Genomic DNA, 24,904 nt, shown 5'->3' on the forward strand with positions numbered 1-24,904 from the left:
GAACGGTTCAGGCGCGAACGAGATCACCCAGCGCAAGACCCGTCGCAGCCTGCAGATCACGGATCGCCTGAGGCGCATCGATCACCTTGATGGTGGTCATGCCCATCTCCCGCGCCGGCTTCAGGTTGACACCGAGATCGTCGAGATAGACGCACCTGTTCGGATCGACGCCCAGCGCCTCAACCATCATTTGATAGATTCGCGGATCGGGTTTGCGCAAGCCGATCTTCGCCGACTCGATGACGTGATCGAACAGCGCCATCGTCTCCGCGACGTAGAGCGCGCGGCCGCCGGAACTGCCGATGGCGTTGGCGGGAAGATTGTTGGTGATGCAGCCGGTTTTGAATCGCTGCTTGATCCGCCGCAGTGCTTCGACCATCTCCGGCCTCGGATCGCCCGACAGCAGCGGCACAACATCGCGGCCCCGGACTTCGGCGCCGAGCGCCAGCGATTCCGCCGCGAACAGCTCATCGAAGGTCGCAAGATCCACTTCGGCGCGCTCGAACTTCGCCCACGCATTCTCGAAATGGTTCGCGGCGTTGGTCCGCCGGATGATATCGAGAGGAAGGCCGCGCTCCCTTTCAAACCGCGCAAAGGCCTCGAACGGCGACGTGGTGAGGACCCCGCCAAAATCCCAAATCACTGCCTCAATCATTGATCCATCGCTTTTGCAGAAGCTGTTCGCGCCCGGCTGACGGCTATTTCGCGGGGTCAGCCTGTTTCCACTCCCCACCGGCGATCTTCGCCGCTGCGATCACCGCCTGGGTCCGGCTTTCAACGCCGAGTTTTTGCAGAATGGCGGATACGTGCGCCTTGATCGTCGCTTCCGACACGCCAAGCTCGTAGGCGATCTGCTTGTTGAGCAGGCCTTCCGACAGCATCATCAGCACCCGGACCTGCTGGGGCGTCAGCGTCACCAGCCGGTCCCGCAATCTGGTCATGTCGGGATCGGCCGCGGCGGACAGATCGACATCGGCCGGCACCCAGACGTCACCGTTCATCACCCTGCCGATCGCCTCACGCAACGTCTCGACGCCAAAGCGCTTGGGAATGAAACCGGATGCGCCGAAGTCCATCGACCGGCGGATCGTGCCGGCGTCGTCGCTGGCCGAGACAATCACGACAGGGATCGCCGGGAATTGCGCGCGGAGATAGATCAGCCCCGAGAACCCGCTGATTCCCGGCATCGACAGATCGAGCAGGATCAGATCGACGTCGGATTCGCGCTCGAGCAGCGCCGTTAACTCCTCGAACGACCCCGCTTCATCGATCCGCGCGGACGCGACGACAGTCGCGACTGCTTGTCGCAGGGCGTCACGAAAAAGCGGATGATCGTCGGCGACAACGAGATGTGTGCTGGTGGCGATGGTCATTTATTCCGCATGCAATAGCTGATTAGGCCCGGCAACGATATTGAATTCGAGTGTTTACCGCGTTGTTCAGTCATGCAACCCGGGAACAAAAACAACAAGCTCACCGGTCGCTGATCGCAACGATTGTGCACTGCACGGTGCCCCTTCCTACCCATTTGGCTGGCCGAAAGTCTTATAGGGCCGGGTTTCACGCCGATGTTACCTTGATTGCGAACTTCTCGCACTTTTTCAGCCGGCGAAAGAGCGGCGCGCGAAGCGAATTTTCAGCAACACGTTTGGGGAGCTTTGAAATGGCCACAATGACTACGACCTCGCCACGAGCGGGCGGCATGACGAAGGACGAACGTTTCGTCATCTTCGCATCGTCGCTCGGCACCGTCTTCGAGTGGTACGACTTCTATCTTTACGGATCGCTCGCCGCGATCATCGGCGCGCAGTTCTTCAGCGCCTATCCGCCGGCGACCCGTGACATCTTCGCACTGCTGGCTTTCGCCGCCGGCTTCCTGGTGCGCCCGTTCGGCGCCATCGTGTTCGGCCGCATCGGCGATCTCGTCGGCCGCAAGTATACCTTCCTTGTCACGATCCTCATCATGGGTCTGTCGACCTTCATCGTCGGCCTGCTCCCGAACGCTGCCACCATCGGCATCGCGGCTCCGATCATTCTGATCGCCCTGCGCCTGCTGCAGGGCCTTGCGCTCGGCGGCGAGTACGGCGGTGCGGCGACCTACGTCGCGGAGCATTCGCCTCCCGGCAAGCGCGGCTACTACACTTCGTTCATTCAGACGACCGCGACACTCGGCCTGTTCCTGTCGCTGCTGGTCATTCTCTTCACCCGCACCATTCTCGGTGAAGCCGACTTCGCGGCATGGGGCTGGCGCATTCCGTTCCTGCTCTCGGTGGTTCTGCTCGGCGTCTCCGTCATCATCCGGCTGAAGCTGAATGAATCGCCGGTGTTCCAGAAAATGAAGGATGAAGGCAAGGGCTCGAAAGCGCCTTTGACCGAAGCCTTCGGCAACTGGAGCAACGCCAAGCTCGTGCTGATCGCGCTGCTCGGCGGCGTGATGGGCCAGGGCGTGGTCTGGTACACGGGCCAGTTCTACGCACTGTTCTTCCTGCAATCGATTCTGCAGGTCGACGGCTACACCGCGAACCTGCTGATCGCGTGGTCGCTGCTGTTGGGCACCGGCTTCTTCATCGTGTTCGGTGCGCTGTCGGACAAGATCGGCCGCAAGCCGATCATCCTCGCCGGCTGTCTGATCGCGGCTCTGACTTTCTTCCCGATCTTCCGTATGATTTCCAGCAACGCCAACCCGCAGCTGGAAAAGGCCATCGAGACGGTGAAGGTTTCGGTGATCGCAGATCCGAAGGGCTGCGGCGACCTGTTCAATCCGGTCGGCACCCGCGTGTTCACCGCGCCTTGCGACCTTGCCCGCGACTTCCTCGCGAAGTCCTCGGTCAAGTATGACACCGTTGCAGGTCCTGCCGGCTCGCCGGTGAAGATCTCGATCAACGGCACCGAAGTGCCTTACACCAAGCCGGCGGATTCGAATGCCAGTGCGACGGCTGCCCTTCAGGCGGCAGGTTATCCGAAGCGCGGCGCCAACCCGACGCTCGCGAAGATGTCGCATCCGTTCGACATCTTCAAACCGCAGGTGGCCGCGATCATCGGACTGCTGTTCATCCTCGTGATCTACGTCACCATGGTGTACGGCCCGATCGCCGCGATGCTGGTCGAACTGTTCCCGACCAAGATCCGCTACACCTCGATGTCGCTGCCCTACCATATCGGCAACGGCTGGTTCGGCGGTCTGTTGCCCGCGACGTCATTCGCGATCGTGGCATCGACCGGCGATATCTATGCGGGCCTCTGGTATCCGGTGATCTTCGCCTTGATCACCGTGGTGATCGGCTTCTTCTTCCTGCCGGAAACCAAGGACGTCGATATCAGCAAGTAACGATTGAAGGCCAGGCGGATCGCTCCGCCTGACCTTTCAAACACAACGGCCGCGGATCGCTCCGCGGCCGCTTTTTTTGCGCCATTGAATTTCAGATTTTGAAATCTCAGATTTTCTCGGACAGCTTTTTCTGCATGCGGTTCGCCATATCGATCAGCCGCTCCCAGACCCGCTCGATCAGCGCCATCAGCTTTTCGTGCTCCGGCGGCAATTGCAGTTCGATCTTTCCGTCAGGCGACGGCTTGCTGCCGGGCGCAGCCTGTGCGCTTTTCTTCGAATCTTCCTTGGCCAGCGGCGCATCGGTCTTGCCGCTGACCGTATCGCGCTGGGCCAGTTGCTCGCGCAGCTTCTTGTTGTCGGCCTGAAGCCGGCCGATCTCGGTATCGAGCGCGGCACGCTCGTCCGGCACCAGCCGGCAGGTCCAGCCGCTCTTGTTGGTGCAGATCGACACCACGCCGTTGCGGGTATCGAGCCGCAGGAATCCGTCGGTGACAGGTGACAGCGTGAAACGGCCGTTTTCGGTCTCGGGCATCGCCTGCGCACGCGCCTCGTGGCCAGTCATCACCGCCGCCGCCAACACCATCGCGGCAAGCCCCGTTCGGCGGAGCGCCGCCGATGATGTCTCGACTACGATACCGGCTGACCCCATGGGCTCCTCATCGCGGCCAACGTCTGCCTTGCCCTCAAACATCAGAGGTGTAGGCCTTGCGGCCTGATTTCAACGCATCGGCCAGCAATTCGATCCGGTCCTGTCCCCAGAAAACCTCGCCATCGAGCACCCAGCAGGGCGAGCCGAAGACACCGGACGCAATCGCATCCTGGCGGTTCTGCTCATAGGCCGCGCCGATCTCGGCTGAGGTCGCCTCAGCGGCAAGCCTTGCACCCGGCAGACCGGCCTCATCGGCCAGCCGCGTCACTGTGGCCGGATCTGCAAGATCGAGTTCCTGCTCCCAGAGACCGGCAAAAGCGCGGCGCATGAACGGCTCGGGATTAAGTCCTGCAACCGCTGCGGCAACAGCCACTCCATCGGCAAGCCGCGGGTCGCCCGGAAAAAACCGCGGCTTCAAATTGAACTTCAGACCGCGCTTGTCGCGCCAGCGCTGCAGTTCCATCATCCGATAACGCTGCCGCGCCGGGTGACGTTTCGCCAGCGGCAGGCCGCCGGTCTCGGAGAAGACATCGGTCAGGAGAACCGGCTTGTAGTTGACCTTCAGCCGTTGCGCGGCGGCAAGATCCTCAAAAAGCGCATGTCCGATGTAAGCCCATGGCGACTGCAGCGAAAAATAGTAGTCAATCTGGCGCGCCATCGATCCTCCGGCAGCACGATTTCAGGAGACTTCGGTCTTATCATAACCGGGCCGAACGGCATCCGAAGACGCGACATTGTGTGTCATGGTTATCGCAGTGCGGCGAGTGCGCGCAGCGGCCGGATTTTTTCTCCGATTTCGTAAGTTATTTCAAAGCGATACATGTCAATCAGGCAATCTTGACTTGACCGTAGGCCGTCAGTATGGTCCGCGCGGTTTTCGTGGGTGGCGGGGCGTTTTTCTGAAATCGCGCGGCGGGGCGTGGGTGTCGACATCATGGTGGGCGCACACAACAAAGGTCGCGGCGACAATGGACGAGACAAACCGTCGGCCGAAGAAACTGCGCTCTCCGCAAGGCTCGCACGTCTGAATCATCGGCTTTCCGAAGTCCGGAACGGCCGCAAGAACCAGACAGATCAGTCGGGAAGCGGGGCAGCCTCCGCCAACGCGTCAGCGATGGCAAAGGGGTTTCGCCTCTCCTCCGAATTGATCGCAGGTGTCCTTGTCGGAGCGGTCATCGGCTGGGGCATCGACCGTCTGTTTTCGACGTCCCCTTGGGGTCTGATCGTGTTTTTTCTGCTCGGCTTCACTGCCGGCGTGATTAACGTGATGCGGGCAGCCGGCGTTGCCAACCGCGATGCGTCCGACCGCTCCTGACAGGTCCCGCGACCGGTCCTTGGGAATCGCCTGGAATTTCAAGCCAGCTCTCTGGCGGGTATGACTGTCCGGCTTGCCGGCAAAGATGAAAGACGAACGTGGATGGCCGATCCGATCCATCAATTTGAGATCCACAAGATCTTCTCGCTGGGCCACATCGGTGGTCAGGAGATCGCTTTCACCAACTCCTCCGCCTACATGTTCGGCGCGGTCGCAGTCGTTTCGCTGCTGATGATCGGCGGCAGCGCCGCGCGCGCCCTCGTTCCGGGCCGCTTCCAGTCTGTTGCCGAACTATCCTACGAATTCGTCGGCAACACTCTGAGAGAAAGCGTCGGCGACGAAGGCATGAAGTTCTTCCCGTTCGTGTTCTCGCTGTTCATGTTCATCCTGACTGCGAACATGATCGGCATCATTCCCTACACCTTCACCGTCACCAGCCATCTCATCGTGACCGTGGCGCTGGCGCTGATGGTGTTCCTGACCGTGCTGCTCTACGGGCTGTATAAGAACGGCTTGAAGTTCTTCAAGCTGTTCGTCCCGTCAGGCATTCCGCTTTATATCCTGCCGCTCATCATGGTGATCGAGGTGATCTCGTTCCTGTCGCGGCCGGTGTCCCACTCCGTGCGTCTGTTCGCGAACATGCTGGCAGGTCACATCACCCTCAAGGTGTTTGCGGGATTCGTAACGTCGCTGAGCGCGCTCGGCGCTGTGGGCATTTTCGGTTCGATATTGCCGCTGGCGATGACGACCGCGCTCACCGGCCTCGAAATTCTCGTGGCTTTCCTGCAGGCCTACGTCTTCACCATCCTGACCTGCATCTACCTCAACGACGCACTTCATCCCGGACACTGACCTCGGACACTGGCCGGATTTCACTTATCCACTGACACCAACATCCCAGAAGGAGTTTCACTATGGATCCAGTTGCAGCAAAGTACATCGGCGCCGGCATCGCTTGTCTCGGCATGGGCGGCGCAGGTATCGGCGTCGGCATGATCTTCAGCCAGTTCCTCAACGGAGCGCTTCGCAACCCGTCGGCTTCGCAGGGCCAGTTCGCAAACCTGATCTTCGGCTTCGCCGTGACGGAAGCGCTCGGCATCTTCTCGCTGCTGATCGCGCTGCTGCTGCTGTTCGCCGTCTAAGTCAGACCGGATGATGCGTTTGCCGCGGCCTCATTGAGCCGCGGCTGACGCCAACAGGAGACGCTCATGGCGACGGGTCAGGGCACTGCAAAGGGCACGACCGCCCACACCGAGGCAGACGGTCATGGCAAGGCGGGTTTCCCGCCTTTCCAGAAGGAGACGTTTGCCTCGCAGCTGGTGTCGTTCGCGATCGCCTTTGCGCTGCTTTACTTCATCGTGTCGAAGTTCGCGCTTCCGCGCGTCGGCGGCATCATAGCGAACCGCGAAGGCGTGATCGAAAACGATCTGGCCGAGGCGCAGAAGCTGAAGGACGAATCCGATCAGGCTCTCAAGGCCTATGAGACCGAGCTTGCCGATGCGCGGGCGCGGGCTCAGGCGATCGGTTCGGAAACGCGCGACAAGCTGAACGCACAGGCCGAAAGCGACCGCAAGGCGCTGGAAACCAGCCTTGCGACCAAGCTTGCCGATGCCGAGAAGACCATTGCCTCAACGCGCGCAACCGCGATGGGCAATGTTAGCTCGATCGCATCCGATGCGGCGACTGCCATCGTTCAGCGTCTCACCGGCGTTGCGCCCGACAGCAAGGCTGTCGAAAGCGCCGTCGATGCGTCCTTGAAGGGATAACGACGATGTTCCAAGCAGAATTCTGGGTTGCCGTCGCTTTCGTCATCCTGATGGGTGTGTTCGGCTATTTCGGCGTTCACCGCACGATCCTGCAAGCGCTGGATCATCGCCGCGATCGCATCCAGAAAGAACTCGATGACGCCCGCCGCCTCAAGGAAGAGGCCAACAAGCTGGTCGCCGAATATCGCGCCCGCCGCGCCAGCGCCGAGCGTGAGGCACAGGATATCGTTGCCAACGCCAAGGCCGATGCCGAGCGCATCGCGGCCGAAGCCAAGGCGAAGATGGAAGATTTTGTCGCCCGCCGCACCAAGACCGCGGAGAACAAGATCGCCCAGGCCGAAAGCCAGGCCATCGCGGATGTCCGCGCTGCCGCGGCCGAAGCCGCTGTCAGCGCCGCCTCGTCGATCATGACGCAGTCGGTGAAGGGCCAGGTCGCCAGCGACCTGATCGCCAAGGGCATTCAGGACGTCCGCAGCAAGCTGAACTAAGCGCTCACATCATCAAAAAAGCCGGCCTCGTTGATTCGAGGCCGGCTTTTTCTTTAGGCGTGAATGATGCGTGCTATTTCTTGCGCTTGCGCGCCGCAGGTTCTGGCTTGAGCGCCGCGGGATCGAAGCCGACATAGAAAATGTACTTGTCGTTCGCCGCCTCGGTGGGCGTCGGATAGACAAGGTCCTCAGCAACGATACTGAACTCGGTGTTGTCCCCCTCGAGCGCCACCGAGGTGCGGAACGCCTTGGTGACAATGACTTTCTCCGGTGCGCCCTCCTGCACGAGCGCAACGCGCATCGGCACATCGACGGTCGGCGGCGCCCCCGCGGGGCCGGTGATGATCCGGCCCATCACGCCGATTCGCGCGGTGATCTGGCCGCCCTGCAGATTGCAGTCGCGCGCGGTGCGCGTGATCGACCCCTGATAGCGCAGATCGTTGCCGGAAGCCGGTTTGCCCGGCGTCCCGACCGCAAGCGTGGACGCACCAAAACGGATCGCAACGCTTGGACAGGATAGATCGCTGTTCTCGGTCGCCTGTGACGACGGCGTGGCCGACGTGGTGGCCTCCTGCGATTTCGAGCCGAACAGCTGGCTGAACTTGCTGCCGATGGAGGAAGAGCCGCTGGATGAACTGCCGGATGAACCGCCGAACATGCTGCCGCCACCGCAGCCCGATAACGCCGTTGTCGCTGCCACAGCCAGCACAGCCATTGCCGCGCACTTCAAACGCCTGTCACCCGCCATCATTGCTTCCAGTCGGCCCCGAGGATCGTAAAGGTTCGGAAAAGGAAAGGATCAGACGGCCTTATAGCAGGGCAAAGACGGCGAACCAAAGGCGCAAGACAGTCCACAAACGGGCTGGTTAACCGCGGAAATCCTCATCTAACAGGCCGTACAGATAATGGTCCTGCCAGACCCCGTTGATGCACAGGTAGCGCCGCGCCAGGCCCTCGCGGGCGAAGCCGCACTTCTCCAGCACCCGGATCGAGGACTGGTTGGTGGGGATGCAGGCGGCCTCGATGCGATGCAGATTGAGTTCACCGAACAGGGTCGGCAGCAAGATCCGCAATGCCCCGGTCATATAGCCCTTGCCGGCATACGGCTGCCCCACCCAGTAGCCGAGTGTTCCCGCCTGCACGATGCCGCGCCGCACATTGGCCAACGTCACGCCGCCGAGGAGCACACCATCGCTCTCGCGAAACACCAGGAACGGATAGGCCCTGTCCTCGGCAATATCCTCGGCGTAGCGGCGGAGCCGGCGGCGGAATCCCGAGCGCGTCAGGTCATCGGATGGCCAGATCGGCTCCCACGGCGTCAGGAACAGCCGGCTCATCTCGCGCAGTTCGCTCCACTGCACGTAATCCGGCATTTGCGGCGCGCGCAGCAAAAGCCCATGTCCGCGCGGGGCAAGCGCGGGAGCCGTCGACGTTGGCAAGCGAAACAGGGCCATCCAGAACCCTTCCCGTATCCGGATGCTCACTCTGCATCCACGTACCTTTTCTAGCACAGTTTTCCGGCTATTCCGATCCGGCCGGCGGCGCGATCAAAAAACTACGAGGGCCTCGAAAACACGTAAGCAAGGCCTGTCAGCATCAGTCCGGCGACGGCAAGTGTCAGCGGCAGGCCGGGATCGGCGACGATCCAGAACAGGGTGAAGCCCACAATCATCCCGGCAAGCGCCGCCATCTTCGCCCTGTGCGGAATGGCCCCGCGCAAACGCCATTCGCGCAACGTCGGCCCAAAGCGCTCGTGCTCCAAAAGCCAGGTCTCGAACCTCGGAGAGGACCGGGCGAAACACGCCGCCGCCAGGATCAGGAAAGGCGTTGTCGGCAGCACGGGCAAAAAGGCGCCGATCACGCCAAGCGCGACGAAGACAAACCCAAGACCGAGGAAGAAGGCCCGTGCAAGACGCGACGAGCGCGGAGCCTTTACAGGATCACCGCTCGCGTTCTCCATGGCGGCTCAGTGCAGCAGCGCCTTGGCCTTCGGCCGCGCAAGGCCCTCGGCAAGGCTGACCGCGGTATCGAGCCCGCGGCCGCCGCCCAGAGCGACAACGACCGGACGGCTGCGGCTGAGCAATCCGCGCGCGGCATTACGGGCCGATTCCACACTGACAGCATCGATCCGTGCCACCAGTTCGTCCACGGTCAGCGGGCGTCCATAAGCCAGAATGTGCCGCGCCATCTGCTCGGCGCGGGCACTGCAGCTCTCCATGCCCATCAGGAGGCCAGCCTTCATCTGCGCCTTGGAGCGGGCGATCTCCTTTTCAGTCAGCGTCTCGACCGCGTTGTTCATTTCATCAACGATGACTTCCACCATCTCCGGCGCATCGGCAGGATCGGTGCCGGTATAGAGCCCGAAGAATCCAGTGTCGGAATAGGCGGCGTGGAAGGTGTAGATCGAATAGCAGAGCCCGCGCTTCTCGCGCACTTCCTGGAACAGCCGCGACGACATGCCGCCGCCGAGAATGTTGGTGAAGACCTGCAGGCTGAACAGCGACATATCCGATTGCGGCACACCTTCAAGCGCCAGTGTCAGATGCGCCTGCTCGAGATCGCGGTGAATGACGCGCGAGCCGCCCTTGCCGAACATCGCGGGCACAGGTTTCGGCGCCGGTGTGCCCTCGAAACTCGCAAAGCGCTGCTCGGCCTCGGCGACGACATGTTTATGATCGACCGCACCGGCGGCGGCGACCACCATGTCGGGACCGCGATAATGCGTGGTCAGGTAGTTGTGCAGATTGTCACGATTGAAACTGGCTAGCGTCTGCGGCGTACCAAGCAGCGAGCGGCCGAGCGGCTGGTCCGGATAACTCAGCTCGCTGAGGTGTTCGAAGATTACATCGTCCGGCGTATCCTGCGCGGCGCCGATCTCCTGCTCGATCACGCTCTTCTCGCGTTCCAGTTCTTCGGCATCGAACGACGGATTGGCAAGAATGTCCGACAGCACATCGAGCGCCAGCGGCACATCGGCCTTCAGCACCCGCGCGTAATACGCGGTCGTCTCGTTGCTGGTGGCGGCATTGAGATCGCCGCCGACCGCCTCGATTTCCTCAGCGATCTGCTGCGAGGTCCGCCGCGTCGTCCCCTTGAACGCCATGTGCTCGAGGAGATGCGACATGCCGTGCTCGTCCAGCTTCTCGTCGCGGCCGCCGACGCCGGTCCATACGCCAAGCGCCGCCGTCTCGATGTGCGCCATGGTGTCGGTGACAACCGTCAGACCCGAAGGCAGCTTGGTGACGTTGACGCTCATCCGGCAACTCCCTGCTTGGCAGCACGGCTCACCGAGAGAATGAACCGTTCGACCTCGGTCTGATCGTTCTTCATGACCTTGATGTGTTCGGACCTTGTCATCAGGCCGTCGAGCCATGCCGGAAGCGCCGGACGGACACCACACGCCGCTTCGACGGCATCGGGGAACTTGGCGGCATGCGCCGTCGAGAGCACGATGTTCGGCACGGTCGAGACCGGCTTGTCCTGATCGGCGACCGCGAGCGCCACCGCGGTATGCGGATCGACCAGTTCACCAGCCTCCTTCCATGCGGCGCGGATCGCGGCGCTGGTTTCGGTCTCGTCGGCGCGGCCCGCATCGAAGTCCTCGCGGACCTGTTTCAACACCGCATCACTCAGCACGAAACGTCCCGACTGCGCCAGCGAGCCCATCAGCGCGCGGATCATCGCACTGTCGCGGCCGGTAGCTTCGAACAGCAGCCGCTCGAAGTTTGACGATATCTGGATGTCCATCGATGGCGACGTGGTCGCATGGACCTGCTTCACTTCATAGATGCCGGTCTTGAGCGTGCGCGCCAGAATGTCGTTGACGTTGGCGGCGATCCGCAGACGCCGGACCGGAAGGCCCATGCGCTTGGCGACATAGCCGGCGAAGATGTCGCCGAAATTTCCGGTCGGCACGGTGAAGTCCACCTCGCGCGCAGGCGCACCCAGGGCAACCGCCGACGTGAAATAGTAGACGACCTGCGCCACGATGCGCGCCCAGTTGATCGAGTTCACACCGGACAGCGAGACTGAGTCGCGGAACTTGTGATGGTTGAACAGGCCCTTCACGATTCCCTGACAGTCATCGAAGGTGCCTTCGATCGCCAGCGCATGAACGTTGGCCGCGCCGCTGGTGGTCATCATGCGCCGCTGCACATCGGAAATGCGCCCGTTCGGAAACAGCACAATGAGATCGGCGTTGTCGCGGCCGGCGAAGGCATCGACTGCGGCACCGCCGGTATCGCCCGATGTCGCAACCACGATGGTGGTGCGCTGCCCGCGCTTCGCCAGCACATGATCCATCAGCCGCGACAGCAACTGCATCGCCACGTCCTTGAAGGCCAGCGTCGGGCCGTGAAACAGTTCGAGCACGAAACGATCCGGCGCGATCTGGCTGAGCGGCACCACTGCAGGGTGACGGAAGGTGGCATAGGCCTCAACGGCCATGCGGCCGAGGTCGGCTTCGGAGATTTCATCCGCAACGAACGGACGAATCACCTCGACCGCGACTTCCCAGTACGGGCGGCCGAAAAAACCCGCGATGATCTCGGGGCTGAGTTGCGGCCAGACCTCCGGCACATAGAGGCCGCCGTCGCGGGCAAGCCCGGTCAGCATCACATCGCAGAAGCCCAGCCGGGGAGCTTCGCCCCGTGTCGAAATATAGCTCGTCAAGCGATCCTCCAAAGGCTCAAGCCTGAAGCAAGCCTTTGATAATGATGGATAAATTATCCGACAAACGGCCGGATCAAGCCGCACCATATCGGCTGAGCTTTGCCTTCACAAGGAAGCCAAACGGTGCAGGTTAAGCCCTGCGACGCTGGATCACCCAGGCGACGAAGGCGCCCGCCACCACAAGTGCCAGGCCAAACCAGGTGATGGCGTACTGCAAATGATCGTCCTTGAGATGGACGTGCAACGAACCCGGCTTTGGAATGCCCGAGGGGGGCGCTGGCGACTCGAGGTCGATATAAAATGGCGCGACCTCACCCCAGCCGAGTGCCTTCGCCATGGTCCGATGATCACGCACGAACCACAGGCGTCTGACAACGTCATCTGCCGGTGTCAGCGTTCCGGCGGATTCGGGAAAGCGCAGATAGCCCGTCAGCGTCACCGGAGCGCCGGTAACCAGCGGCTTCACCGCACGATCCTGCTGCGCGCGGTCCTGCATCGTGTTCTGCACAAAGCCCGCATTGATGACGACGCTGCGGCCGTCGGCCAGACGCGCTGGCATAAAAGCCCAGGTGCCAGGCCCGTTGATATCGTCGCGCACGGCGGAGCCGGAACTGTAGACCATGACGTCGGGCTTCGACTCAAAGGTCGCGCTGAAACTGACGCGGCGAAATTCGTCATGGGCCGGTGTCAGCGCGGGCCACGCGGTTGCTGCCGGCAATACACCTGGCGCAGCAGCGAGCCGCTCGGTCAAAGCCGAAATCAGCGCGCGCTTCTCGTCCTTGCGGCGAAGCTGCCAGACGCCGAGGCTCACGAGCATCGACGCCATGATCAGCGCGATCACGGCAAGACCGAAGATGCCTCGCCCGCGAGGCATGGCTGCTTGTGGCGCGTTCATTCCGGCTTACGCCCAATCAACTGCCCCTCGGCGGCCTTGTGATGATACTGCAAGGCGATCAGCAACGCCTTCATCGACCGCAGCGGCAGCAGGGTCGTTGCAAGGATCAGCGGCCCCCACAGCGCGGCATGGACCCAGAACGGCGGCTGATACTTCATCTCCACAACCAGTGCGGCACCGACCACGATGAAGCCCGCGATCATGATGATGAACACTGCGGGACCATCGCCTGCATCGATGAAGGCGTAGTCGAGACCGCAGGCGTCGCAGGACGGGCGCAGCGTGAGGAATCCCGCATAGAGCTTGCCCTCTCCGCAGCGCGGGCACTTGCAGGCAAGGCCGCGCAGCGCAGCCTGTGACACACTGGAGGAAGCAGGATCATCGGTCATGGCGTGCTTTCATCGGCCTTCGCTACGCCCGCTGCCCCATCGCTGCAAGAGCGAAAGCATCACAAAAAAGGGCGGCCCGGAGGCCGCCCCTGATGGGTGAACCCGGTGCGCAATCAGTGCGCGCCGTGCGCCATGGTCGATGCGCCATGTCCCCAGACATAGATGGCGATGAACAGGAACAGCCAGACCACGTCGACGAAGTGCCAGTACCAGGCGGCAAACTCGAAGCCGAGATGCTGCTTCGGCGTGAAATGGCCCGCGTAGGCGCGGAACAGACATACCAGCAGGAAGATGGTGCCGACCAGCACGTGGAAGCCATGGAAACCCGTGGCCATGAAGAAGGTCGCGCCGTACACGTTGCCGGCGAAGCTGAACGCCGCGTGGCTGTATTCGTAGGCCTGCACGCAGGTGAACAGCGCCCCGAGCAGCACGGTCAGGATCAGACCCCACTTCAGGCCCTTGCGGTCGCCTTCGAGCAGCGCGTGATGCGCCCAGGTGACCGTCGTGCCGGAGGTCAGCAGGATCAGCGTGTTGAGCAGCGGCAGATGCCACGGATCGAAGGTCTCGATGCCCTTCGGCGGCCAGACGCCCGGCACCTTGCAATCCGCCGGAGAAACGCCGGCGCCGCAACCGAACAGGGCGTCGCGGACGTAGTGGACCGAATCGGCCGGGAACAGCGCGGCGTTGAAGTAAGCCCAGAACCACGCCACGAAGAACATCACTTCGGAGGCGATGAACAGGATCATGCCGTAGCGGTGATGCAACTGCACAACGCGGGTGTGGTCACCCTTGTGCTCCGCCTCGCGGATCACGTCGCCCCACCAGCTCGCCATGGTGTAGAGAACGCCGATGGTGCCGACGCCGAACACGATCGGCGCGCCAGCGAACATCTTGTGCATCCATGCGACGGCGCCGAGGGCCATGATGAAGGCCGAGATCGAGCCGACGACCGGCCACGGGCTCGGATCGACGAGATGATAGTCGTGATGTTTGGCTTGGCCCGTTGCCATTTGGTCTCTCCGTGATGCCGGTCTTATCCGGCGCGTGTCGCAGTTAAAGCCGAAAACTCAAAGGTTGCCCTTGCGCTTGTCCGTCTCCGTTGCCGCGAGCGGCTTCGGTGCCGGATCTTTCACAGGGTAGAAGGTGTAGGACAGCGTGATGCTGTTGAGGTCGTCGTATTCGCGATCGGCGGCAAGCGCCGGATCAACATAGAACACCACGGCCATCTCGCGCTTCTCGCCGGGACCGAAGGTCTGCTCGGTGAAGCAGAAGCAATTGATCTTCTGGAAGAACGCGCCGACGGTCAGCGGCGCGACATTGTAGGCGGCAACGCCTGCGGTCGCGCGCGCGGACTGGTTGGTGACGGTGTAGTAGACGGTGACGACCTCACCGATCTTGACGGAGATCTCGTTCTGCTCCGGCTGGAATTTCCACGGCAGGCCGCCGCTCACGTTCGAGTCGAAGCGCACATTGATGCGGCGCTCCAGCGACTTCTCCGGCGCGGATGTCGCAACCTGCGTGGTGCCGTTGAAACCGGTTGCGCGGCAGAACCAGTCATAGAACGGCACGGCCGCGTAGGACGCGCCGACCATGAAGGCGACAACAAAGCCGCAGATCGACGCGACCATGACATCGCGGCTGATGCGTGGCTTTGGCTTGCTGGCGGGCTGCTGCGTCATATCGCTCGCATCCCTCAGATCGGTCGATGAAGGACGGCGGGGCCCTTCACCAGGGTGACAGCAAAGAACAGGATCACCAGAATGCCCAACGCGACCGCAATGGCGATCGAGCGCTCGCGCTGGCGCTTCTTCTGCTCCGGCGTGAGAACGATACCCTGCTGCGGCTTCTTGTTGCTGTCCATGACGATGCCTGCGCTCATGACCAGAAGATCCGCATGGCTGCGGACACCACGACTTCGGCCAGCAACACGGCGAACAATCCGAAGAGATACAGGATCGAGAACTTGAACAGCCCACGCGTGGCGCGCAGCGCGGCGCTGCCGGTGCGCTTGCGATAGACGCTAATGGCGAGCCACAGCATTCCTGCGCCGAGCACCAGTGAGGTTACGCCATAGACCGCGGAGAAATACCCAAGCGGCCACGGCGCGAGCGCAACCGCCACCAGCACGATCGTATAAAGCAGGATCTGCAGCCGCGTCGCATCGGGACCGGCGACATTCGGCAGCATCGGGATGTTGGCGCGCTGATAATCGTCGGTGCGGAACAGCGCCAGCGCCCAGAAGTGCGGAGGCGTCCACAGGAAGATGATCAGGAACAGCAGAATCGGCTCAGGCGACAGCGAGCCCGTGGCAGCGGCCCAGGCTACCACCGGCGGCAGCGCACCGGCGGCACCACCGATGACGATGTTCTGTGCGGTCCACCGCTTCAGCCACATCGTGTAGATCACGACATAAAAGAAGATGGTGAAAGCCAGAAGCGCTCCGGCCAGCCAGTTCACCAGAATGCCGAGCGTCATCACCGAGAAGAATGCCAGCGTCAGGCCGAAGGCCAGCGCCTCACCAGGCAGAATGCGCCCGCGCGGAATCGGACGGTTGGCGGTGCGCGACATCAGGGCGTCGATATCGTGCTCGTACCACATGTTCAGCGCGCCCGCCGCGCCCCCGCCGACGGCGATGCACAGGATCGACGTAATGGCCAGCACCGGATGGAAATGACCGGGTGCGATGACTAATCCCACCAGCGCGGTAAACACCACCAGTGACATCACGCGCGGCTTCAGCAGCGCGATGTAGTCAGCGACGCCCGCCTCGGAGATACGAGGCGACAGATCGATCGCGTGATGGTCGACAATCGACAAGATCTAACTCACTTCCTGATCATTTCATCCGCCGGGGCCACAGGGCCGCGGCGGATGCATTGTCTTGGTCTTGGCCGCGTCAGTTACTGAACGCGCGGCAGAACTTCGAACTGGTGGAACGGCGGTGGCGAGGACAACGTCCATTCCAGCGTCGTTGCACCGGCACCCCACGGATTGTCAGCAGCCTGCTCCTTGCGGACGAACGCCTGGATCACGCCGTAGATGAAGATCAGCACGCCGAAAGCCGAGATGTACGAACCGATCGACGACACCAGATTCCAGCCCGCGAAAGCATCCGGATAGTCGATGTAACGGCGCGGCATGCCGGACAGGCCGAGGAAGTGCTGCGGGAAGAAGATCAGGTTGACGCCGACGAAGGTCACCCAGAAGTGCAGCTTGGCGATGGTCTCCGAGTACATGTAGCCGAACATCTTCGGGAACCAGTAGTACCAGCCCGCGAAGATCGCGAACACGGCGCCCAGCGACAGCACGTAGTGGAAGTGCGCGACGACGTAGTAGGTGTCCTGAAGGACGCGGTCGACGCCGGCGTTGGCCAGCACCACGCCGGTCACGCCGCCCAGCGTGAACAGGAAGATGAAGCCCATCGCCCAGATCATCGGGGCCCGGAATTCGATCGAACCGCCCCACATGGTGGCGATCCACGAGAAGATCTTCACGCCGGTCGGCACCGCGATGACCATGGTGGCCGCGACGAAATAAGCCTGCGTCGCCGAGGACATGCCCACCGTGTACATGTGATGCGCCCAGACCACGAAGCCGATGCCGCCGATGGCAACCATCGCGTAGGCCATGCCGAGATAGCCGAACACGGGCTTGCGCGAGAAGGTCGAGACGATCTGCGAGATCATGCCGAAGCCCGGCAGAATCAGGATGTACACTTCGGGGTGACCGAAGAACCAGAACAGATGCTGGAACAGCACCGGATCGCCGCCGCCCTCAGCCGAGAAGAACGTGGTGCCGAAGTTGCGGTCGGTCAGCAGCATGGTGATGGCGCCGGCGAGAACCGGCAGCGACAGCAGCAGCAGGAACACGGTCACGAGGATCGACCACACGAACAGCGGCATCTTGTGCAGGGTCATGCCCGGCGCGCGCATGTTGAAGATCGTGGTGATGAAGTTGATGGCGCCGAGGATCGACGAAGCGCCGGCGATGTGCAGCGACAGGATCGCGAAGTCCACCGCCGGACCCGGATGACCCGAGGTCGACAGCGGCGCATACATCGTCCAGCCGGCGCCGACGCCGTTGGCGCCCGGCTCGCCCTCGACGAAGGTCGAGATCAGGAGCAGCGCGAACGAGGCAGGCAGCAGCCAGAAGGAAATGTTGTTCATGCGCGGGAACGCCATGTCCGGCGCGCCGATCATCAAGGGCACGAACCAGTTGCCGAACCCGCCGATCATCGCCGGCATCACCATGAAGAAGATCATGATCAGGCCGTGCGAGGTGACGAACACGTTGTAGGTGTGGGCTTCGTGGAAGAGCTGCACGCCCGGATACATCAGCTCGATGCGGATCGCGACCGACATCGCGCCGCCGATGACGCCCGCCACGATCGCGAAGATAAGGTACATCGTGCCGATGTCCTTATGGTTCGTCGAATAGACGTAACGCCGCCACCCGGTCGGGTGATCGTGCGCATGGTCGTCATGAGCGTGATCATGTGTTGCAGCGGAGGTGGCCATTTTCAAATCCTTTAAGCCTCGTAGTGCCGTCAGCTAGTCCCGTCAGCCTTGCGGTGCGGGCGCAAAGCGCCCGGCCCGCCCGTCGATGCGCTTACTGCGCAGCAGCCCCGATCGACGCGTAGGAGTTCGCGGGGTTGGTCGCATACTTCTTCTTCGCCGCTTCGACCCAGGTGGTGAATTCCTGATCGCTTACGACGCGAATCGCGATCGGCATATAGGCGTGATCCTTGCCGCAGAGCTCGGAGCACTGGCCGTAATACATGCCTTCCTTGGTCGCCTTGAACCACGTCTCGTTGAGGCGGCCCGGGACGGAGTCGATCTTGATGCCGAAGGCCGGAACCGCGAAGGAATGGATGACATCGGCGCCAGTGGTCTGAACACGGATCACCTTGTTCACCGGCACGACCACTTCGTTGTCCACCCCCAGGAGGCGAGGCGCCTTGTCGGCGACCAGGAGCGAATCGAATTCGAACTTGCCGTTATCCGGATAGCTATAGGTCCAGTACCACTGCTTGCCGGTGGCCTTGATGGTGAGATCGGCCTTCGGAATATCGAGCTGCTGGAACAGCAGGCGGAACGACGGCACGGCGATACCGACCAGAATCAGAACCGGCACGATGGTCCAGACCACCTCGATCAGCGTGTTGTGCGTGGTCTTGGAGGGAACGGGGTTCTTCCGGGCGTTGAACTTGATCGCCACGATGGCCAGCAGGATCGCAACGAAAATCGTGATCGCGGTGATGATCCAGAGCAGGAAGTTATGGAACCAGGTGATGTTATCCATCACCGGCGATGCCGACGGCTGGAGCGTGATTTCCCAAGGCGACGGCTGACCCAGCGTCCCACCTGCCGCGAAAGCTGCCCCGGCCGCGGCAAGCACGGCGGCAGCCACCGCAAAACCCAGTACTCGGCGGCCATTTTGGCCCTTCGACATCTTCATGCCGCTCTCGCTCCTGCTCTCGTCACCCCAGCGATCCCACCGGGCGGCGAGATCTGCCTTAAGCCTGTTGATCAGCCGCGGTCATGATTTCGGCCGTTGGCCAAAGGTTAGAACGCGTCGAATTTCCCGCTTCTCAAACCATAATTCTATGCCTACCGCAATGCACGTAATAAGGTGCACGCACAGCCTGAATCCCATTGGCAAATGGGCCAAAACCGGCGGTCCGGCAGCCGGAGAATGCTTGACACTTGGATTGTCCGTTGTACCCACGGGCAGATATGCGGCGAAATCCCGATTCGCAGCTTTGAGATGGTGCATCCCGGCAATAGGCGTTTGCCCTCAAGACGCCGTCATTGCGCTGTCAATCCAGCTATCGGGCGGGCCACACTGCGGGAAACCGCCGAATCGCCGGGAATTGCCGAGATCATTGCCAGGGAATTGAGCCTGATGGGCGCGCGAAACCAACCTTTCTCAATCCGCAGCCGGGCGATTGCGCCGATCTGGCTCGCGATCGTCGCAGGGGTGTCCATTCTGGCCGCACCAGCCGCCGCCCAGGCGCAGGGAGCCGTCAAATCGGTCCACGGCGACTGGCAGATCCGCTGCGACACCCCCGCCGGTGCGCAGGCCGAACAATGCGCCCTGATTCAGAGCGTTGTGGCCGAGGACCGCTCCAATGCAGGGCTGACCGTCATTATCCTCAAGACTGCCGACCAGAAGAGCAAGCTGATGCGGGTGGTCGCCCCGCTGGGCGTGCTGCTGCCGTCCGGCCTCGGCCTCAAGCTCGACGACAAGGACGTGGGACGGGCCGGATTCGTGCGGTGCTTGCCCAACGGCTGCGTCGCAGAGGTCGTGATGGAAGATACCCTGCTGAACCAGCTCAAGACCGCCAAGACCGCGACCTTCATTATCTTCGAGACGCCGGAAGAAGGGATCGGCTTCCCCCTCAGCCTGAAGGGGCTCGGCGAGGGTTACGACAAGCTGCCGTAGTCAGCCGCCCATATTCCAGGCCCTCGCCCTCCGGCATGATCGTCCCTATCTTGAAAGCCTGATCCTCGCTGCAATCCCGCGATCCCGGAGTTTCTTCATGAGCCATCCGTCCGACGCCGTACCCGTGACCACTTCTTTGATCGATCGCGCCGGGCTCGACCGCGATGCGGTCCGCAAGGAAATCGTGCGCGGACTGGCGGGCGCCGACGACGGCGAACTGTTTCTTGAATACCGCCAGTCCGAAGGACTCGGTTTCGATAACGGCCGCCTCAAGCAGGCGACCTACGACACCGCCCAGGGTTTTGGCCTGCGCGCGGTGAAAGATGACGCGGTCGGCTACGCCCACTCCTCCGATGTCTCCCTGCCCGCACTGATCCGCGCCGCCGATACCGTCAGCGCCGTGCGCGGCGGATATTCGGGGACGTTTGCGGCTGCGCCCGGCCACACCAACATCCGCCTCTATGGCGACGAAAATCCGCTCGACGGCCAGAGCTTCGAAACCAAGGTCAAACTCCTCGCCGAGATCGATGCCTATGTCCGCGACAAGGACCCTCGCGTGCGGCAGGTCTCCGTGTCGCTCGGCGCGACATGGCAGGTGGTGGAAATCGTGCGTCCCGATGGTGAGAGTTACCGCGACATCCGCCCACTGGTGCGCGTGAACATTTCAGTGGTCGCAGGCAATGGCGATCGGCAGGAAAGCGGCAGCGCCGGTTACGGCGGACGCGAGGGCTATGCGCGCTTCATCGAAACCAGGGCGTGGCGCACGGCCGCCGATGGCGCGATCCGTCAGGCGCTGGTCAATCTGGAATCGGTGCCGGCACCTGCGGGCGAAATGGATGTGGTGCTCGGTCCCGGCTGGCCGGGTGTGATGTTGCACGAAGCTGTGGGCCATGGGCTTGAAGGCGACTTCAACCGCAAGCAGACCTCGGCCTTTTCAGGGCTGATGGGCCAGCAGGTCGCGGCCAAGGGCGTGACTGTCGTGGACGACGGCACCATTTCGTCGAAGCGCGGCTCGCTCTCCATCGACGACGAAGGCACGCCGACCAACCGCACCGTGCTGATCGAGGATGGCATCCTCGTCGGCTACATGCAGGACCGGCAGAATGCGCGGCTAATGAACATGAAGCCCACCGGCAATGGACGGCGCGAGAGCTACGCACACGTTCCGATGCCGCGCATGACCAACACCTACATGCTGGCGGGCGGACGCGATCCCGCGGAAATCCTGGCATCCGTGAAGAACGGCATCTTCGCCGCGAATTTCGGTGGCGGTCAGGTCGACATCGTATCGGGCAAATACGTGTTCCAGTGCACCGAGGCTTACAAGATCGAGAACGGCAAGCTCGGCGCGCCGCTGAAAGGCGCGATGCTGATCGGCAATGGTCCGACCGACTTGCATCGTATCTCGATGGTCGGCAACGATCTCAAGCTCGATGACGGCATTGGCACCTGCGGCAAGCAGGGTCAGGGCGTTCCCGTCGGCGTCGGCCAGCCGACGCTGCGCATGGATCGCATCACCGTCGGCGGCACGGGCTAGTACGACCTCGGCAATCGGCACACGGAGACGATCATGTCCGATCAGCAAGACATCGCCCCGGCGGCGCAAAAGCCATCGCGCCCGTGGACGCGCTCGCTGGTCGAGATCATCGCGGCGTTCCTGGTTGTGATGGCCGCCAAGGGCGCGCTGGCCGAGCCGTTCTATGTGCCGTCCGGCTCAATGGAGCCGACGCTGCTGATCGGCGATGCGCTGCTCGCCTCGAAGTATCCCTATGGCTACAGCGCGGCGTCGCTGCCAGTGAACGTCGCCTTGCCGGCGACGGGACGTGTGTTCGGCGCTCTGCCCGATCGCGGCGATGTCGTGGTATTCCGCTGGCCCGGCGACACGTCGCAAGTCTGGGTCAAGCGCGTGGTCGGATTGCCGGGCGATCGCGTGCAGATGCGCGAAGGCCGCCTTTGGATCAACGGCGAGCCGGTCGCAATGCGGCCCGACGGCCGCGGTGAGGCTGAAGATGAAAGTGGCGGGGTCACGCCCGCAGCCCGTTTCGCTGAAACGCTGCCGGGCGGGCGCGAGCACATCCTGTTCAAACTGAAAGAGCACGGCTTCCTCGACAACACGCGCGAGGTGACGGTGCCGCCGGATCGTCTGTTTGTGATGGGCGACAACCGCGACAATTCCGCCGACAGCCGCGTCTCCGTCGCCGATGGCGGCGTCGGATTGCTGCCGGTCGAAAATCTTGTCGGGCGCGTCGATGCCATCGTCGGCTCGTGGGATCTCGGCATCAAAAGCCAGCCGGTCTGGACATGGTTGTCGGGATTCCGGATCGCACGGTCATTCTCGTCGGTGCATTGAAGCTGCGCCCGGCCGCTGACGTTATCAGCGCAACTCGTAGGTCTTGCCGTCCATCGAAATTCGTTCGGCGCGCATTTCATTCATCTCGATTTTCGACGGATATCCGTAAGCCGACACCTTCTTGCCGACTGAGACGAGATCCGCCTTCAGGCCGCGCTCGATCATTTGCGAGATGGGCGCCAGTGTCACGGTCCAGATCTTGTCAGCGCCCTTGACAGAAATGGTCGCCTGCGGGTCTTCAAACGTGCTGACCAGGATCAATCCTTCCACTGTGACCGGATGGCCGGCATCATAGCTTTCCCACCCGCGCTGCGCGAATGCAGCCGCGCTCGTGAGTGCGACGATCGAGGCTATGGCGAATACACTGCGGACAGGCATCATCGGGACACTCCTGACGTGGTTCAGTCCCAGCCCTAACGCACAAATCGGAGTATTGTTTGGCTATGGAACCGGCTACCGCACGACGCCGGAAATAAACCCCGGCTTGCGGCGCGGCGGCTTGACGTGATCCTTCAGGAAGCAGCGCGCCGATTTTCCGATATAGCCGGGCCGCGCATAGGTCCATGCGCGGCATTTCTGATCCTCGTCGCACACCGCCTTGCAGGTCTCGCCTTTCGGATCGACGTCCACATCGACACTGCGATAATCGCCGCCGAGCCGGTCCGTCTCGACCTCAAGCGCGCTGTTGCGCGGCTCGACAACGCCCGCGCCCCGCACGCCGGAGACGCAGCAATTGCTCGGCACGCGCGGCGGCACCGCATTCTTGAGCCAGCAGATCGCACTTTCATCGCTGACGGTTGGATAGTTGAAGCTCCATGCGCGACAGCGCCGGTCGCGCTCACATTGCAATGCGCATAAAGCCGGATCACCCGACGGTATCGGCGTGCGCAGATAATCGTTGCCGGGGCGATCGAAACTGGCCTGCGCTTGAACCGGCTGGACCGGGACAAGACACGACAGGACCAGCGCAGCCATCAATGCGACGCAAACGCCGATGCATGATCTGAAATTGCAGATTGGAAGCATGCCATCGCTTTCAGCGGAGAACGGGCGTGATTGGCCGGACAGATGCCGCCTATTCAATCGCCGTGCGGATGTACGGCAGATGAACGGCAGATAAATGCCGGAACAACATTCTCGTGAAGACGGTAACTTGCTGAGTTAGAATGCGTATTCGCTGTACACCGGATCGACGGAATGCCGCCAGGCGCCGTTGAACTTCTCGAGCAGCCGCTCCGCAGGGGTAAGTCCCGTATCCATAATGTGATCGAGCGGCTCCAGATACCGTGTTTCGTCACGGCCCAGGTGGTCGATCTTGCCGCGCCGCGCGAGCCCCTTATGGGCCAGCACCATGCAATCCCGTGCGACCTCGAACAGATAGCGGTTGCCGATTTTCGCCTTGAAGCCGAGACGCGGCACGTCGTCGCGCAAAGCCTGCCGCTCATGCGCGGTCCAGCGCCTGGCGATGTCCCACGCGGCGTCGAGGCTTTCGTCGTCATACAGCAGGCCGACCCAGAACGCCGGCAGTGACGGCAGTTGCTGCCATGGCACGCCATCGGAGCCGCGCATCTCGAGATAACGCTTCAGGCGCACCTCAGGGAAAATCGTCGAGAGATGATTGGCCCAGTCGGACAATGTCGGCTTCTCGCCAGGCATCATCTTGTTCTTGCCGTCGAAGAAATCACGGAACGACGATCCGGACACATCGATGTAATCGTCGCCGCGCTTGACGAAATACATCGGGACGTCGAGCGCGTAATCGACCCAGCGCTCGAAGCCCATGCCGTCCTCGAACGCCCATGGAATCATGCCGGCGCGGGCGTTATCGGTGTCGCGCCAGATCTCGGAGCGGAATGACAGGAAACCGTTCGGCTTGCCTTCTGTGAAAGGCGAGTTCGCGAACAGCGCAGTCGCCACCGGCTGCAACGCCACCGACACGCGCAGCTTCTTGACCATGTCGGCTTCGGAACAGAAATCGAGATTGGTCTGCACCGTGCAGGTGCGGTACATCATGTCGAGACCGTACTTGCCGACCTTCGGCATGTAGTTGGTCATGATCCGGTAGCGGCCCTTCGGCATCACCGGCATCTCCTTGCGCGACCATGACGGCGTCATGCCGAGGCCGAGAAAGCCGATGCCGAGCGGTGTCGCGACTTCGCGCACCTGCGCCAGATGCGCCATCAGTTCGGACAAGGTCTGGTGCACGGTTTCGACCGGTGCGCCGGACAGCTCGAACTGGCCGCCGGGCTCGAGCGAGATGGCGCCGCCGCCGGTGACGTCATGCAGACCGATGATGTTGCCGTTCTCCATGATCGGCTCCCAGCCGAGCAGGAGTTGCATGCCTTCGAGCAGAGCGCCGATGCCGCGCGCGCCTTCATAAGGCACGGGCCTGTGGCCCTCCAGCGTGAACGGGGTTTTTTCGTGCTCGGTGCCGATGCGGAATTCGGACTTCGGCTTTACGCCGGCCTCCAGCCACGCGACCAGTTCGTCCCGCGAATCCAGCGGTGTCATATCGATCTGATCACGCGCCATGGGACATCCAGGTAAGAGGCTTCGGTTTGAGTGTCAGTGCACGATGCAGGCGGATGCCACGGACGCGGGCATCCGTA

At 62.3% G+C, this 24,904-nt stretch carries 29 protein-coding genes; 9 read left to right on the forward strand and 20 right to left on the reverse strand.

The genetic code is table 11. From position 1 onward, the window contains the following. Nucleotides 1-7: 7 nt before the first annotated feature. Together I554_RS0116965 and I554_RS0116970 are read right to left on the reverse strand one after the other, a co-directional pair. Nucleotides 8-655 (reverse strand): HAD-IA family hydrolase, encoded by a 648-nt coding sequence (locus I554_RS0116965; RefSeq protein ID WP_024577248.1) that lies wholly within the window; start codon nucleotides 653-655, stop codon nucleotides 8-10. Between the two features lie 43 nt (nucleotides 656-698). Then, the gene (locus I554_RS0116970; protein WP_024577247.1) at nucleotides 699-1,373 is read right to left on the reverse strand and encodes a response regulator transcription factor; all 675 of its coding nucleotides are present in this window, start codon (nucleotides 1,371-1,373) and stop codon (nucleotides 699-701) included. Between the two features lie 290 nt (nucleotides 1,374-1,663). Here I554_RS0116970 and I554_RS0116975 point away from each other — a divergent pair, with 290 nt between their 5' ends. Next, nucleotides 1,664-3,328 (forward strand): MFS transporter, encoded by a 1,665-nt coding sequence (locus tag I554_RS0116975; RefSeq protein WP_024577246.1) that lies wholly within the window; start codon nucleotides 1,664-1,666, stop codon nucleotides 3,326-3,328. Nucleotides 3,329-3,434: 106 nt separating this feature from the next. On the opposite strand, the gene I554_RS0116980 is transcribed toward I554_RS0116975, so the two are convergent. Further along, the gene (locus tag I554_RS0116980; RefSeq protein ID WP_029659510.1) at nucleotides 3,435-3,911 is read right to left on the reverse strand and encodes a hypothetical protein; all 477 of its coding nucleotides are present in this window, start codon (nucleotides 3,909-3,911) and stop codon (nucleotides 3,435-3,437) included. Nucleotides 3,912-4,011: 100 nt separating this feature from the next. Further along, nucleotides 4,012-4,635: a 2-hydroxychromene-2-carboxylate isomerase gene (locus I554_RS0116985; protein WP_024577244.1), complete on the reverse strand. Its 624-nt coding sequence runs from the start codon at nucleotides 4,633-4,635 to the stop codon at nucleotides 4,012-4,014. A gap of 276 nt (nucleotides 4,636-4,911) precedes the next feature. Here I554_RS0116985 and I554_RS0116990 point away from each other — a divergent pair, with 276 nt between their 5' ends. From I554_RS0116990 to I554_RS0117010, 5 genes are all read left to right on the forward strand, one after another. Continuing rightward, on the forward strand, nucleotides 4,912-5,292 hold the full coding sequence (locus I554_RS0116990; RefSeq protein WP_024577243.1) for an AtpZ/AtpI family protein: 381 nt from the start codon (nucleotides 4,912-4,914) through the stop codon (nucleotides 5,290-5,292). A 102-nt stretch (nucleotides 5,293-5,394) separates the two neighbouring features. Beyond that, nucleotides 5,395-6,144 (forward strand): F0F1 ATP synthase subunit A, encoded by a 750-nt coding sequence (locus I554_RS0116995; protein ID WP_024577242.1) that lies wholly within the window; start codon nucleotides 5,395-5,397, stop codon nucleotides 6,142-6,144. 62 nt (nucleotides 6,145-6,206) lie between these two features. Then, nucleotides 6,207-6,434: a F0F1 ATP synthase subunit C gene (locus I554_RS0117000; protein WP_006022884.1), complete on the forward strand. Its 228-nt coding sequence runs from the start codon at nucleotides 6,207-6,209 to the stop codon at nucleotides 6,432-6,434. A 66-nt stretch (nucleotides 6,435-6,500) separates the two neighbouring features. Next, nucleotides 6,501-7,058 carry a F0F1 ATP synthase subunit B gene (locus tag I554_RS0117005; protein WP_024577241.1) on the forward strand — a complete coding sequence of 186 codons (558 nt, stop codon included), beginning with the start codon at nucleotides 6,501-6,503 and terminating at the stop codon, nucleotides 7,056-7,058. 5 nt (nucleotides 7,059-7,063) lie between these two features. Then, nucleotides 7,064-7,546, forward strand: a complete 483-nt coding sequence (locus I554_RS0117010; protein ID WP_024577240.1) for an ATP F0F1 synthase subunit B — start codon at nucleotides 7,064-7,066, stop codon at nucleotides 7,544-7,546. A 73-nt stretch (nucleotides 7,547-7,619) separates the two neighbouring features. Here I554_RS0117010 and I554_RS0117015 read toward each other — a convergent pair whose 3' ends face one another. From I554_RS0117015 to coxB, 13 genes are all read right to left on the reverse strand, one after another. Continuing rightward, entirely contained in the window at nucleotides 7,620-8,261 is a 642-nt protein-coding gene (locus I554_RS0117015) for a hypothetical protein (RefSeq protein ID WP_244432775.1), read from the reverse strand. Nucleotides 8,262-8,412: 151 nt separating this feature from the next. Further along, nucleotides 8,413-9,000, reverse strand: a complete 588-nt coding sequence (locus I554_RS0117020) for a GNAT family protein (protein ID WP_024577238.1) — start codon at nucleotides 8,998-9,000, stop codon at nucleotides 8,413-8,415. Nucleotides 9,001-9,101: 101 nt separating this feature from the next. Continuing rightward, complete coding sequence (locus tag I554_RS0117025) at nucleotides 9,102-9,506, reverse strand: YbaN family protein (RefSeq protein WP_024577237.1); 405 nt, start codon at nucleotides 9,504-9,506, stop codon at nucleotides 9,102-9,104. 6 nt (nucleotides 9,507-9,512) lie between these two features. Further along, complete coding sequence (locus I554_RS0117030) at nucleotides 9,513-10,802, reverse strand: pitrilysin family protein (protein ID WP_024577236.1); 1,290 nt, start codon at nucleotides 10,800-10,802, stop codon at nucleotides 9,513-9,515. After that, a complete protein-coding gene (gene thrC / locus I554_RS0117035) occupies nucleotides 10,799-12,217 on the reverse strand; it encodes a threonine synthase (protein WP_024577235.1) in 1,419 nt (472 codons plus the stop codon). The genes I554_RS0117030 and thrC overlap by 4 nt, the downstream gene beginning before the upstream one ends. A gap of 130 nt (nucleotides 12,218-12,347) precedes the next feature. Further along, entirely contained in the window at nucleotides 12,348-13,091 is a 744-nt protein-coding gene (locus I554_RS0117040; protein WP_244432776.1) for an SURF1 family cytochrome oxidase biogenesis protein, read from the reverse strand. A 17-nt stretch (nucleotides 13,092-13,108) separates the two neighbouring features. Then, a complete protein-coding gene (locus tag I554_RS0117045) occupies nucleotides 13,109-13,501 on the reverse strand; it encodes a DUF983 domain-containing protein (protein WP_024577233.1) in 393 nt (130 codons plus the stop codon). Between the two features lie 113 nt (nucleotides 13,502-13,614). Next, complete coding sequence (locus I554_RS0117050) at nucleotides 13,615-14,511, reverse strand: cytochrome c oxidase subunit 3 (protein ID WP_024577232.1); 897 nt, start codon at nucleotides 14,509-14,511, stop codon at nucleotides 13,615-13,617. 57 nt (nucleotides 14,512-14,568) lie between these two features. Next, nucleotides 14,569-15,180: a cytochrome c oxidase assembly protein gene (locus I554_RS0117055; protein ID WP_024577231.1), complete on the reverse strand. Its 612-nt coding sequence runs from the start codon at nucleotides 15,178-15,180 to the stop codon at nucleotides 14,569-14,571. 14 nt (nucleotides 15,181-15,194) lie between these two features. Continuing rightward, complete coding sequence (locus I554_RS0117060; RefSeq protein WP_006022896.1) at nucleotides 15,195-15,380, reverse strand: hypothetical protein; 186 nt, start codon at nucleotides 15,378-15,380, stop codon at nucleotides 15,195-15,197. Further along, on the reverse strand, nucleotides 15,377-16,318 hold the full coding sequence (locus I554_RS0117065; RefSeq protein WP_024577229.1) for a heme o synthase: 942 nt from the start codon (nucleotides 16,316-16,318) through the stop codon (nucleotides 15,377-15,379). Before I554_RS0117065 ends, I554_RS0117060 begins: the two co-directional genes overlap by 4 nt. Nucleotides 16,319-16,401: 83 nt before the next feature. Then, nucleotides 16,402-18,018 carry a cytochrome c oxidase subunit I gene (gene ctaD / locus I554_RS0117070; RefSeq protein WP_024577228.1) on the reverse strand — a complete coding sequence of 539 codons (1,617 nt, stop codon included), beginning with the start codon at nucleotides 18,016-18,018 and terminating at the stop codon, nucleotides 16,402-16,404. Between the two features lie 91 nt (nucleotides 18,019-18,109). Beyond that, complete coding sequence (gene coxB / locus I554_RS0117075) at nucleotides 18,110-18,958, reverse strand: cytochrome c oxidase subunit II (protein ID WP_024577227.1); 849 nt, start codon at nucleotides 18,956-18,958, stop codon at nucleotides 18,110-18,112. A gap of 447 nt (nucleotides 18,959-19,405) precedes the next feature. On the opposite strand from coxB, the gene I554_RS0117080 reads away from it, so the two are divergent. From I554_RS0117080 to lepB, 3 genes are all read left to right on the forward strand, one after another. Continuing rightward, entirely contained in the window at nucleotides 19,406-19,945 is a 540-nt protein-coding gene (locus I554_RS0117080; protein ID WP_024577226.1) for an invasion associated locus B family protein, read from the forward strand. Nucleotides 19,946-20,042: 97 nt separating this feature from the next. Then, nucleotides 20,043-21,482, forward strand: a complete 1,440-nt coding sequence (gene tldD, locus I554_RS0117085; RefSeq protein ID WP_024577225.1) for a metalloprotease TldD — start codon at nucleotides 20,043-20,045, stop codon at nucleotides 21,480-21,482. Nucleotides 21,483-21,515: 33 nt separating this feature from the next. Further along, the gene (gene lepB, locus I554_RS0117090) at nucleotides 21,516-22,295 is read left to right on the forward strand and encodes a signal peptidase I (protein ID WP_024577224.1); all 780 of its coding nucleotides are present in this window, start codon (nucleotides 21,516-21,518) and stop codon (nucleotides 22,293-22,295) included. Nucleotides 22,296-22,319: 24 nt separating this feature from the next. Here lepB and I554_RS0117095 read toward each other — a convergent pair whose 3' ends face one another. The 3 genes from I554_RS0117095 to I554_RS0117105 all read right to left on the reverse strand — a co-directional run bounded on the left by I554_RS0117095 (nucleotide 22,320) and on the right by I554_RS0117105 (nucleotide 24,827). Further along, on the reverse strand, nucleotides 22,320-22,676 hold the full coding sequence (locus tag I554_RS0117095; protein ID WP_051358675.1) for a hypothetical protein: 357 nt from the start codon (nucleotides 22,674-22,676) through the stop codon (nucleotides 22,320-22,322). A gap of 72 nt (nucleotides 22,677-22,748) precedes the next feature. Continuing rightward, nucleotides 22,749-23,270 carry a PAN domain-containing protein gene (locus I554_RS0117100; protein WP_029659511.1) on the reverse strand — a complete coding sequence of 174 codons (522 nt, stop codon included), beginning with the start codon at nucleotides 23,268-23,270 and terminating at the stop codon, nucleotides 22,749-22,751. A 186-nt stretch (nucleotides 23,271-23,456) separates the two neighbouring features. Further along, complete coding sequence (locus I554_RS0117105; protein ID WP_024577221.1) at nucleotides 23,457-24,827, reverse strand: glutamate--cysteine ligase; 1,371 nt, start codon at nucleotides 24,825-24,827, stop codon at nucleotides 23,457-23,459. Nucleotides 24,828-24,904: the final 77 nt, after the last annotated feature.

The organism is Afipia sp. OHSU_II-C1 (assembly GCF_000497575.1).
GTDB lineage: Bacteria > Pseudomonadota > Alphaproteobacteria > Rhizobiales > Xanthobacteraceae > Afipia.

Excerpts from the sequence above, each read along its gene's own strand:
- I554_RS0116975 (WP_024577246.1), top strand. The coding sequence starts at position 1,664 with ATGGCCACAATGACTACGACCTCGCCACGAGCGGGCGGCATGACGAAG.
- ctaD (WP_024577228.1), bottom strand. The coding sequence starts at position 18,018 with ATGGCCACCTCCGCTGCAACACATGATCACGCTCATGACGACCATGCG.
- I554_RS0117060 (WP_006022896.1), bottom strand. The coding sequence starts at position 15,380 with ATGAGCGCAGGCATCGTCATGGACAGCAACAAGAAGCCGCAGCAGGGT.
- I554_RS0117055 (WP_024577231.1), bottom strand. The coding sequence starts at position 15,180 with ATGACGCAGCAGCCCGCCAGCAAGCCAAAGCCACGCATCAGCCGCGAT.
- I554_RS0116990 (WP_024577243.1), top strand. The coding sequence starts at position 4,912 with ATGGTGGGCGCACACAACAAAGGTCGCGGCGACAATGGACGAGACAAA.
- I554_RS0117095 (WP_051358675.1), bottom strand. The coding sequence starts at position 22,676 with ATGATGCCTGTCCGCAGTGTATTCGCCATAGCCTCGATCGTCGCACTC.
- I554_RS0117010 (WP_024577240.1), top strand. The coding sequence starts at position 7,064 with ATGTTCCAAGCAGAATTCTGGGTTGCCGTCGCTTTCGTCATCCTGATG.
- I554_RS0116985 (WP_024577244.1), bottom strand. The coding sequence starts at position 4,635 with ATGGCGCGCCAGATTGACTACTATTTTTCGCTGCAGTCGCCATGGGCT.
- I554_RS0117050 (WP_024577232.1), bottom strand. The coding sequence starts at position 14,511 with ATGGCAACGGGCCAAGCCAAACATCACGACTATCATCTCGTCGATCCG.
- I554_RS0117045 (WP_024577233.1), bottom strand. The coding sequence starts at position 13,501 with ATGACCGATGATCCTGCTTCCTCCAGTGTGTCACAGGCTGCGCTGCGC.
- tldD (WP_024577225.1), top strand. The coding sequence starts at position 20,043 with ATGAGCCATCCGTCCGACGCCGTACCCGTGACCACTTCTTTGATCGAT.
- I554_RS0117040 (WP_244432776.1), bottom strand. The coding sequence starts at position 13,091 with ATGCCTCGCGGGCGAGGCATCTTCGGTCTTGCCGTGATCGCGCTGATC.
- I554_RS0117030 (WP_024577236.1), bottom strand. The coding sequence starts at position 10,802 with ATGAGCGTCAACGTCACCAAGCTGCCTTCGGGTCTGACGGTTGTCACC.
- I554_RS0117100 (WP_029659511.1), bottom strand. The coding sequence starts at position 23,270 with ATGGCTGCGCTGGTCCTGTCGTGTCTTGTCCCGGTCCAGCCGGTTCAA.
- I554_RS0116965 (WP_024577248.1), bottom strand. The coding sequence starts at position 655 with ATGATTGAGGCAGTGATTTGGGATTTTGGCGGGGTCCTCACCACGTCG.
- I554_RS0117015 (WP_244432775.1), bottom strand. The coding sequence starts at position 8,261 with ATGGCTGTGCTGGCTGTGGCAGCGACAACGGCGTTATCGGGCTGCGGT.
- I554_RS0117000 (WP_006022884.1), top strand. The coding sequence starts at position 6,207 with ATGGATCCAGTTGCAGCAAAGTACATCGGCGCCGGCATCGCTTGTCTC.
- I554_RS0117020 (WP_024577238.1), bottom strand. The coding sequence starts at position 9,000 with ATGGCCCTGTTTCGCTTGCCAACGTCGACGGCTCCCGCGCTTGCCCCG.
- I554_RS0116970 (WP_024577247.1), bottom strand. The coding sequence starts at position 1,373 with ATGACCATCGCCACCAGCACACATCTCGTTGTCGCCGACGATCATCCG.
- I554_RS0117005 (WP_024577241.1), top strand. The coding sequence starts at position 6,501 with ATGGCGACGGGTCAGGGCACTGCAAAGGGCACGACCGCCCACACCGAG.
- I554_RS0117080 (WP_024577226.1), top strand. The coding sequence starts at position 19,406 with ATGGGCGCGCGAAACCAACCTTTCTCAATCCGCAGCCGGGCGATTGCG.
- lepB (WP_024577224.1), top strand. The coding sequence starts at position 21,516 with ATGTCCGATCAGCAAGACATCGCCCCGGCGGCGCAAAAGCCATCGCGC.
- I554_RS0116995 (WP_024577242.1), top strand. The coding sequence starts at position 5,395 with ATGGCCGATCCGATCCATCAATTTGAGATCCACAAGATCTTCTCGCTG.
- I554_RS0116980 (WP_029659510.1), bottom strand. The coding sequence starts at position 3,911 with ATGGTGTTGGCGGCGGCGGTGATGACTGGCCACGAGGCGCGTGCGCAG.
- I554_RS0117025 (WP_024577237.1), bottom strand. The coding sequence starts at position 9,506 with ATGGAGAACGCGAGCGGTGATCCTGTAAAGGCTCCGCGCTCGTCGCGT.
- coxB (WP_024577227.1), bottom strand. The coding sequence starts at position 18,958 with ATGAAGATGTCGAAGGGCCAAAATGGCCGCCGAGTACTGGGTTTTGCG.
- I554_RS0117105 (WP_024577221.1), bottom strand. The coding sequence starts at position 24,827 with ATGGCGCGTGATCAGATCGATATGACACCGCTGGATTCGCGGGACGAA.